The following is a 9576-nucleotide window of genomic DNA, read 5'->3' as shown; positions in this document are numbered from 1 at the left end:
CCGCCTGGTCCGGGATCGGGCTGTTCGCCACCGGCGCATCGTTGACGGATGCGACGGTGAGGGTGAGGGTGCCCTCGTCGGTGCCGCCTTCGCCGTCGGAAACGGTATAGGAGAAGCTGTCGGTTCCATGGAACTCAGCGTCGGGCGTATAGATGAGGCTGCCGTCGGGTGTGATCGCGACGCTGCCATGGGCAGGCCGGGTGACTGAGGTGAGGGAGAGCGGGTTACCGTCGACATCAATGTCATTAACACGCGGATCGAAGGTGAGTGCGGTGTCCTCTGCGGTGGTGACGCTGTCGTTACCTGCGACGGGGGCGTCGTTGACCGGGGTGACGGTGACGTTAACGACGCCGGACGCAAACCCGCCATTGCCGTCCGAGACTGTATAAACAAAGGTGTCAGTGCCGAAAAAATTCGGGTTCGGTGTATACAAAAACGACCCGTCCGGAGAGATATCCAGCGATCCGTTCTCAGGTGTGGTCGCAATGGTTACGAAGAGTTCATCGCCGTCTATGTCGCTGTCATTGATGAGAACTGAGCCCGAGACAGTACCGTCTTCGTCTATTGTGAACCGATCCGGAACAACATCCGGTACGTCATTCACGGCAAGCACATTGATTGTAACTGTGCCCGAGAGAACTGTTCCGCCGCTTGAAACGACATTGTAAGTAAAAGCGTCGATGCCAAAAAAGTTTGGTTCTGGAGTGTAGGTAAAAAATCCGTCAACTGAAAGTACGACTGCACCATGTTCCGGCGAAGCTTGCACCGAAAAAGTTCCCAAGAGCACCGATCCGGAGTCAAATAAAATTCGTCCTTCTATCGGGGTGTCGTCTCCAGCATCCTCGTTTCCCGTTACGACCAGATCCTGAGGATCTGGTGCTTGAAAAGGGTCCCGGACATTGTCGATTTGAGGCGCGAGCCTGCCTTCATCAAACGGAGCGTTCCCTCTTGAATCGTCATTAAAATTCAAGTCGTCGTTTTCTGGAACCTGATTTGGTCCAGAGGGTAGGTTCAAGTCATCGATCTGAGGACCGGACGGCGTAAGGTTGAAATTGTGCGATCCGATCTCGACGTAGTTTTCGCCGTTGAGAAGGCGCTGTTGGGCTGCCGCGAAGGCAGCCAGAGCATCGGCAACAAGGTCCGTATCTTCAGCTTCATCACCTACGGCGCGGGGCAGTTCCATTGCAATGCCTTCGACCGAAGAGATGAGCCACGCTGTATCTGTGGCTGTGATGGTTGTGATCAGGTTGTTGTTGAGATCAAAGACGTCGATTATTCCAAGCCGCCCGTCCGGGTCGTAGTTCAGCGCGACTGTCAGCCGCGTGACTTCCTCGACTTTCGAAAGCAGGGCCGACACGTTCGTGCCGCGGATGCCCATGGTCGCTGCCGGCGTGGTGACATCCATGTCTCCAGTCTTGGCCACCTGTCCGGCTATGAAAACGAAACCTCCGTTTATCAGGTTGAACTTTCCGCTGTTGTCGGTTCCCTCGGGTTCGTAGACGAGTTCGTCGATCACCATGCGAGACGATTCGGAAAGCGAAAAGATCGTGCCGTCGGCAAATGTGACGGAGAGGCGCCCATCGCTATCGGTCAGCAGGACTTCGTTGGCATAGATCTTGGTGCCGATGCTCAGATCATCCACCGACCCGTCGAGCCGTTGAACCCGTGCGCCGCCCGATACCAGTTCAACCTGGCCGATGGGTATGGAACCTTGCGCGGTGCCGACTTGAGCCACGAAGGAGTCAAGGGCCGCGCCGGCCAACAGGCGAACGGTCCCGCCTTGCAGAACGCCACCGTCGAAGGAGATCAGGTCGCGCGGGTCAACTTCGGAAAAATAATTAATGACTCTAAGGGACTGCCCTTCTGTGTCGACAATGTGCAAGTCTGTACCGACCTTGACGAAGTCAGCAGTGAAAAGTTTCAGGTCGGCAGGCATAAATATCGGGCCGTCTTCCGCATGCAAGATTTGCCCGAGGGAATGCTGTGGACTTATATCAAATTCCGCCGTCGCTCGAACCATGATCAAGCTCCGCTGCAAAGAAAATATGTTTCAAAAGGTTAACATAACCGCGCGATTCGGCCTAAGAGAAACAATAATCGGGGAAAAACAAGAGCTTTTGAGGGGAGTATTCGTTCAATTTTCTGTTGGGCTCGAGAAAATATGCGTAGGATGAACAATAGACAGCGTTCGGCAAGAGTCAGGGGGGCGCTGCCTTTCGTCAAGCGGGAGAGAACGGAAGATCAAGGTCGTGGCGTTTTGGAGAGCGAGAAAATTCAGTTGGGGCCGCCTCTCGGGGTTCTTGCTCGTCTTTGCTCTCTTATGGTTGCGGATCGTCGACCCGATCTTCGTCGAGCGGTTGCGCTTGCAGGCCTTTGATCAGTTCCAACGTCTGAACCCCCGCGAGATTACACCATATCCAGTTGTAATTCTGGACATAGACGACCGTAGCCTGAAAGAAGTCGGCCAGTGGCCATGGCCAAGAACGACGATCGCGGAGCTGACGGATCGGGTGTTTCAAGCGGGTGCTGCCGCGATGGCCTTCGACATAGTATTTTCGGAGCCTGACCGTTTGTCTCCAGGTTCGGTCGCGGTCGACAACCCCAGCATTTCGAATGAAATTCGGTCCCATCTGATGCAACTACCCAGCAACGACGCAGTTCTTGCACGGTCTTTTTCCCGCAATCGCGTTGTGCTGGGTGAAACGAGTGTGCGGAGCGGCTTGCAAGCTTCCGAGGTCGAGAGGGACATACAAAAAGTCCCGCATGCGATCATCGGCCCGGATCCAAAACCCTACCTGCTGAAGTTTCCAGAACTGGTTCAGAACTTGCCAATCCTGAACGAGGCCGCACAGGGCCGCGGGGTATTTACAGTTCTGCCCGACGCGGATGGAATTTATCGACGTGTCCCGATTGTAATGATGGTCGAGGGCGCGTTGCGACTCAGTCTTTCTTTGGAGCTTTTGCGTGTCGCGACGGGAGGCGACGCCTTTGCCATTCGGTCCAACGATGCGGGGATAGATGGCGTCGTGGTTGCGGGGCAGGTGATCAGAACCCAAGGCGATGGCACGGTCTGGACGCGATTTTCGGCCTCAGATCCGAACCGCTTCGTCTCTGCCGCAAACCTGCTGCAAGGCAGGGTGCCGCAAAATCGTTTGGCTGGGCATCTGGTGCTGGTCGGAACTTCCGCCATTGGTCTGGAGGATTTTCGCGCAACACCATTGGGTGTGCCGATGGCCGGGGTCGAAATCCATGCGCAGTTGCTCGAAAACGTCCTCGGGGGCACACTGCTGAAACGCGAGAATACCGCCGACGGGAAGGAACTGATAACTGCGGCGGCGCTGACCATTCTTGTCATTGCGCTTGCGCCCATGCTGCACGCCGGTGTCTTGATCATAAGCACTCTGGTGCTGGTATCTGCCTATGGAACCTACGCCTATCTGATGTTCTTTTGGCACGGCGAGTTGGTCGATCCTACCTTTCCGATCGCCGCGACGATGCTGACCGTGATGTTGATGTCCAGCACCAACTACCTGCGCGAAGAACGTCGCAGGAACCGTATCCGGAACGCCTTTGGTCAATACGTGACGCCTGCTCTTGTAGCGCAGCTGACAGACAGCATGGACGCCCTAAAACTGGGAGGAGAACGCCGCGACCTCTCCGTCCTGTTCAGCGATGTGCGCGGATTCACGACGTTGTCGGAAGGGTTCCGCGATGACCCCCAGGGACTTACCAAGTTGATGAACGAGCTTCTCACGGTGATGTCCGAACCGATTTTGAACTCCGGAGGCACGATCGACAAGTTCATGGGGGACGCAGTGATGGCCTTCTGGAACGCACCGCTAGAGGCGAAGGATCATCCACGCGCCAGTTGTCATGCCGCTCTGGAAATGGTCCGTGCCGTGGATGAGTTCAACCGAAGCAGGATGGAGTCCAGCGTTCCAGGCACCGCGCATCATCCAATCCAGATCGGAGTAGCGGTAAATACAGGTCCCTGCTTCGTCGGGAATATGGGAAGCCGCAGCCGCTTCGACTATACGGCGCTGGGGGATACGGTGAACGTGGCGTCCCGCCTAGAGGGACAGACGAAGCGTTACGGAATGTCGATCATCATCGGCGAGAGAACTGCCCAGATCGTCGATGGCGAGTTCGCGTTGCTTGAACTCGACCTTATTCGGGTCAAAGGCAAGACAGAACCGGAACGGATATATGGTGTGATGGGGGGGGAGCGACTGGCAGGCACAGATGGGTTCAAGGCGTTGTCCGAAGTTGGTGTCGACATGCTGGCTGCCTATCGCACAGGGCAATGGCAGAAAGCACTGGAACTCATCGCGGAACTGGAACGCCAGGCTGCCTGCCTAGATCTGGACCTGCAGGATTATTGCGTTCTGTTCAAAAAACGCTCTGCACGGCTGGCCAAGTTGCCGGAAGATCCCGATTGGGGTGGGGTCTACGATGCTTTGGAAAAGTAACCTCAGCGTTCTCGCATGGCCTCATATTGGGCTCGCCGTATCGGCTTGAGCAGATAATCCATCACGGTTCTCCTGCCTGTGAGGATGTCGACTTTGGCAACCATTCCTGGAGAAATAGGCAATGGATCGTTTGCGGACCCAAGGTAACTCTGGTCTGTTTCCACGACTACCTTGAAAAACTCCGCGCCGTCGTCCGCGGTGATGGTGTCTGCACCGATCCGCGCGACGCGACCCGTCAAGGAACCGTAGATCAGGTAGTCGTATGCCGTAATCTTGATCGAGACCTCGGCCATAGGTTTCACAAACGCGACATCGGTTGGTCGCAGGTAGGCTTCGATGATCAGGCCATCGTCGGCAGGAACGATTTCGGCAAGCGGTTGGCCGGGAGCGACCACGGCGCCGGGCGTGTTTATCGACAGTGCGTTCACCGTGCCGCGTAGTGGCGCTCTTATCATGGTTCGGGCGACCCTGTCACTGGCGGCACGAAGGGTTTCCTCGACAACGGAGAGCTCTAGCTGCAACTGCGCCATCCGCTGCCGCGCGGTCAACAGGTATCCGGAACGTGCCACCTCGATTTCGGATCTGGCTTGAGTAATCGCTGACCGGAGCCGTACTTTGGTCGCCTCGCCTATCGCCAGGTCACCCTCTAGTGCCGCCAATTGCGAGTTCAGACGCAACAGTTCGATCTTGGGAAAGACGCCAGAGCGCGTCATGTTGGTGGCCAACTCCACCTCCTCCCTTAGGGGTTCGACCATTTTGTTCCGTTTTAGTTGCTGCGCTTCCAACTCGGCAAGTTCGCTTTGCCGTTGCGAGAGCCGGTCGTACAAGACATCCAACTCGCGCGCTAATTGTTGCTTGCGGATGAAGAACAGTTCCTGTTCCGCTCTGGTGGCCCGGGGGTTCGCGCTGACCAGGTCCTCCGGGAATGCCAGATCATCCGCCATGTTCGACTCGGCGACGAGACGGAACCGTTCCGCCGTCAGGGCGCTGTGGCGCTGCTTCAGTTCGCCCATCTCGGAAGAAAAACGGGTATCATCAATCTGCATGAGCACATCACCCTTCTGGACCATGTCCCCCTCGGAAACGTCGATGCTTTGCACGATCCCACCTTCCAGGCTCTGAACAATCTGGACCTTACTCGACGGGATCACCTGGCCATCGCTGCGTGTGTATTCCTCGATCTCGCTTGAGTTGGCCCAATAGAGGAATACGCCGACTGCTGCAGCGATCAGAAGCAGCAGCCGACGCGATAGTGCGCTACCGGCCCTTTGTCCCATCGAGTTGGGTCGGTTTGTGTAGGTTGCTTCGATGCGCTGTCCAAACATTACGCATCCGCCCGCTGTTCGGGTGCCGTGCCACCGCGTAGCGAGGTCAAGACCTGCTCGCGGGGACCGTCAAGCACGATTTTGCCTTTGTCCAGAACGACAAATCGGTCGGCGACGGCTGCAACCGGTTGTCGGTGCGTACACAGAATCAATCCTGTCGCCCGGTCCAGGTCTTCGCTCAGCCGGCGGCACACCCTCATTTCCATCTCCTGATCCATTGCATTTGTCGGTTCATCGAGGAAAAGAAGCTTTGGCTGGCGCAACAAAAGACGCGCCAGGGAGAGGGCTTGCATCTGTCCACCAGACAGCCGCATGCCCCGGTCTCCGATGTTCAACTCCAGCCCTTCCGGGGTCGCAGAAACGAATTCGTCGAGCCCGGAAAGATAGAGCGCCCGTTCGATTTCGGACTGGCTGCTGTTCGGTCGACCGGTCAGCAGGTTGTCGCGGAGAGTTCCGGTTAAGAATTCGCAGGTCTGGGGCAGATACCCGATCCCTTCACGCAGCTCTGATGGGTCGAACTGGCTCAGATTATGGTTGTCGATCAGTAACGTGCCAGAGTCAGGCACTATCAGACCCGACAGCATCATGCCCAAGGTCGACTTGCCCGAGCCAACCCGCCCCAAAACCGCGACTCTTTCACTTGGGGAGATGACGAGACTGAGCCCGTTCAGGGCGGTTACGCTACTGCCTGGATAGCTGAAGGTAACGTCTCTTAGGTTAATCGCTCCCTTGCGAACTCGCAGGTTCGATCGCACCACTGCGCTCCGTTCGACAGGGGCGGCCATTAGGCTGTCAAGGGCGTGCATTGATTTGCGCGTGTATTGCAGCCTGAAGATGGTCTGAGCAATGGCCGCAAGAGGCGCCAATGCGCGCGCGGACAGAATGTTGGCGGCAATCAGCCCGCCGATGGTTACGTCGCCTTCGATAACAAGGTAGACGCCCCAAAGGATGATCCCGACGCTGGTCAACTGCTGAGTCGCGATGGTCACGCTTTGGGTGAAATTGGCCCAGATGCGCGAATAGCTTCTCAAACGGGTGGAGGCCGCAACCGCTTCCTCCCAATACCGCTGCATTATATGTTCGGCATTCAGCGTCTTGATCGTGGTCACGCCGGACAACGCTTCGGACAGTAGACCCATACGACGGGATTCCACTTCGATTGATGATTTCGCCGCGCGTGCCAGCGGGATTTGCGCCAAAACAGCAGCTGTCAGGGTAATGAAAATCGCAAATAGCGGCACGTAGGCCAGCGGTCCCACGATAAGAAAGAGCGTCCCGATAAAGACGCCGACGAACAAGAAATCGACCGCAGCGATAAAGGATGCAGAAGCAAACAGTTCCCTGATCGATTCATACTCCCGAACCAGTGACGCCAGTCCGGCAGCGCCGATCTGTCGTGCTGTCAGCCGAATGTTCATGACCTGACGAAACAGATCTGATGCGATTTGCATATCAACGCGCCGACTGATCTGTTCCAGAAGGCTGGTCCTGATCTGGCGCAGCAACAGGTCCAGGCCGATCGCGATGCAGACCCCAGCGGCCAGCGTCCAAAGGGTGATGGTCGAATATGTGGGGATCACGCGATCATAGACGTTCATGACAAACAGCGGGAGCGCCAACCCCATCAGGTTTATCAGCAAAGTGGCGATCGTGACATGGAGCCAGCCCCGCCAGTTCCGGCGCACAGGCCTCCAGAACCAAGATGAGCCGGGTGCTTGCGTATCGTCGGCGTAGGTCGCGCGGTAGGGAGCGTTCTCATCTTCCTGCGGAGTGACCAGCAGAAGATCAGGTTTAATGCGCCCTTCGATTATTCGCAGAGTTTGGGTTTCATTAGTTTCCGAACCTGGCTGCCGAGTGGTCACAGTTCGGTTCTTGCTGTCTATCGTGTTTATTATCAGTGGCTTGTTGCGGAGGTCGAAGGCTATGCATGGCAATACGACCGGGTCGAGATGACGGAGCTTGGTACGATGTAATCGCGTTCGGAACCCAAGGGTTGCCAGAGCCAATTCCAGATCTTCGGGGTCGTCGAGGTTTGCGCCAGCAGGAAGTCTAGACATGACAGCAGTCGGAGTGAATGGCCGTACGTAAAACTCGGCGAACCATTGCAGCAGCCGCAAACTCGTTTGTTCGCTTGCTCCATGGGACGGGCTTTTAGCGTCTTCGGCGTCAAGGGCCTCGTCCCTGCTTGTATTCTCATTCATCTCTTCATGATCGGCACCGCCCGATCAATGACGTCAAAAGGTTTTTGCGACTCGTTCGCCTGTACTGCCAGCAGCAGTGCTTCTCCCGTACTGTCGATGCCAAAATACTGGGCTAGCCTGCTTTGCGCCGCGAGCATGCGATAGGCGTTGAAGGTGGCTCCCGCTTTTGCGTTGATCAACTCGATGCGAGATCGGAACAACTCGGTCTCGCCAATGAGCAGGTCAAGCAGGCTGCGCGTGTTCAGCTGGAATTCCAGCGTGTATTGCTCAACCAGGTCATTGTTTAGGGCCACCTGCTTGGCGGCGATTGTCGCTATTCTCTGGCTAGACTGATAACTTGACCAAGCGTTTTCGGCAATTTGCTGCACTTCACGCATGGTGGCCATCCGAAGATACAGGGCTTCATTCTGACGTTCTAGCAACGCTGCCCTGCGTTCGGCGCGCCCGCCATTGAAGAGTTTCCAGTCGAGGTCGATACTGATGAACGAGCGATTTTCGTTGCCGCTCGCACCGTCGAGATCTGCCCCGACCGAGGCGCCAGCCCTCAGGTTCACCTTCGGCAAATATTCCGCTTCGTTGGTAAACTTTTCAAACCTCCTGACATCGACATTTGCCTGAGCCTGCTTGACTCGGAAATTGTTCTGGACACTGGATGCAATAAGGGCGTCAAGGCTCGGCGGCAAACTTGGAAGACCCGCAGCATTCAATCCAGGTACGTTCGGTGTCCCTACCAGTTCTCTGTAGCGAGAGCGGGACATCTCCAACTCGTTCGAAATCTCGCTGATGGTGATGCGCAGTGTCTCGACCCGGCTTTCCACTTGCAACTGGTCGCTAAGCGGAAGCTTTCCACCCGAAACCTGTTCTGTAACACGTCGGGCGATATCCAGATGGCGATCGAGGTGATCGTTGGCTGTCGCTAGGATATTCTGGTTGCGCACAATGTCCATGTGGGCCTGCACGACTAACAGTGCCATCGTTTCCGAGGCATCAAGATATTCGAACATGGTTCGGTCCAATTGAGCGGCGCGGGTGAAAACGGTATTAGCCCTTTTGTATCCGTCAAAAAGAGGAAGACTCGCTACCAGGCCGATCTCTCTTGATGTCTTTGTTCGTGCATTGTCGACAACAGACAGCCCGTTTGGATCATCCACGTATTCCGGCCCCAAGCCCGCGAAAACGGAAACCGTTGGAAGATATGTCCCGCGCATCTCAAGCAGTTCAAGCGCGGCGGTTCGGACAGCGGCATCATGCGCCTTGATCGTCGGGTTCGAAGACAGCGCAACCTGAACCGATTTCCTCAATTCGTGCGCGGCTGCAGAGGGAATGCTTTCGACAAGCATGAAAGATAGGATTAATGCGGAAAAAATGGTACGTATCATCAAAGTCGTCCCTATTCACATCCACCAAAGATACATAAAAATTAACATTTAGCATCTCAAATCCGGTGTCGGCGGGCAGAAAGACTGCGATCCAGACCGCACTTTCAGTGGCATGTTGATGTGGTTTTCGTGAAGATTGACGGCGAGCGTCACTACTTGCCGAGAAAATTCGGCCTCCGCATCCACTTAACCATGGGGAGGG

Annotated in this window: 5 protein-coding genes; 1 reads left to right on the top strand and 4 read right to left on the bottom strand. The window is 56.0% G+C overall.

The window, feature by feature from the left end; translation table 11 throughout:
• Positions 1-2020: tandem-95 repeat protein (locus tag AC2FL1_RS19785; RefSeq protein ID WP_496878056.1), on the bottom strand; the 2020-nt coding region annotated here is incomplete at its 3' end.
• Positions 2021-2249: 229 nt separating this feature from the next.
• Here AC2FL1_RS19785 and AC2FL1_RS19780 point away from each other — a divergent pair.
• A complete protein-coding gene (locus AC2FL1_RS19780) occupies positions 2250-4469 on the top strand; it encodes a CHASE2 domain-containing protein (protein WP_496878055.1) in 2220 nt (739 codons plus the stop codon).
• Positions 4470-4471: 2 nt separating this feature from the next.
• Here AC2FL1_RS19780 and AC2FL1_RS19775 read toward each other — a convergent pair whose 3' ends face one another.
• Genes AC2FL1_RS19775 through AC2FL1_RS19765 form a run of 3 tightly spaced genes read right to left on the bottom strand, consistent with a single transcriptional unit; the run spans position 4472 to position 9374 of the window.
• On the bottom strand, positions 4472-5794 hold the full coding sequence (locus AC2FL1_RS19775) for an HlyD family type I secretion periplasmic adaptor subunit (protein ID WP_496830556.1): 1323 nt from the start codon (positions 5792-5794) through the stop codon (positions 4472-4474).
• Positions 5794-7995, bottom strand: a complete 2202-nt coding sequence (locus AC2FL1_RS19770; protein ID WP_496878054.1) for a type I secretion system permease/ATPase — start codon at positions 7993-7995, stop codon at positions 5794-5796. The genes AC2FL1_RS19775 and AC2FL1_RS19770 overlap by 1 nt, the downstream gene beginning before the upstream one ends.
• Positions 7992-9374: a TolC family protein gene (locus AC2FL1_RS19765; RefSeq protein ID WP_496830552.1), complete on the bottom strand. Its 1383-nt coding sequence runs from the start codon at positions 9372-9374 to the stop codon at positions 7992-7994. The genes AC2FL1_RS19770 and AC2FL1_RS19765 overlap by 4 nt, the downstream gene beginning before the upstream one ends.
• Positions 9375-9576: the final 202 nt, after the last annotated feature.

It is taken from the genome of Ruegeria sp. YKSF070, assembly GCF_059612725.1.
Note: the sequence above shows the minus strand (reverse complement) of the source record. Positions and strands in the feature narration are given on the sequence as shown.

Coding starts and splice junctions, on each gene's coding strand:
- AC2FL1_RS19775 (WP_496830556.1), bottom strand. CDS start 5,794: ATGTTTGGACAGCGCATCGAAGCAACCTACACAAACCGACCCAACTCG.
- AC2FL1_RS19770 (WP_496878054.1), bottom strand. CDS start 7,995: ATGAATGAGAATACAAGCAGGGACGAGGCCCTTGACGCCGAAGACGCT.
- AC2FL1_RS19765 (WP_496830552.1), bottom strand. CDS start 9,374: ATGATACGTACCATTTTTTCCGCATTAATCCTATCTTTCATGCTTGTC.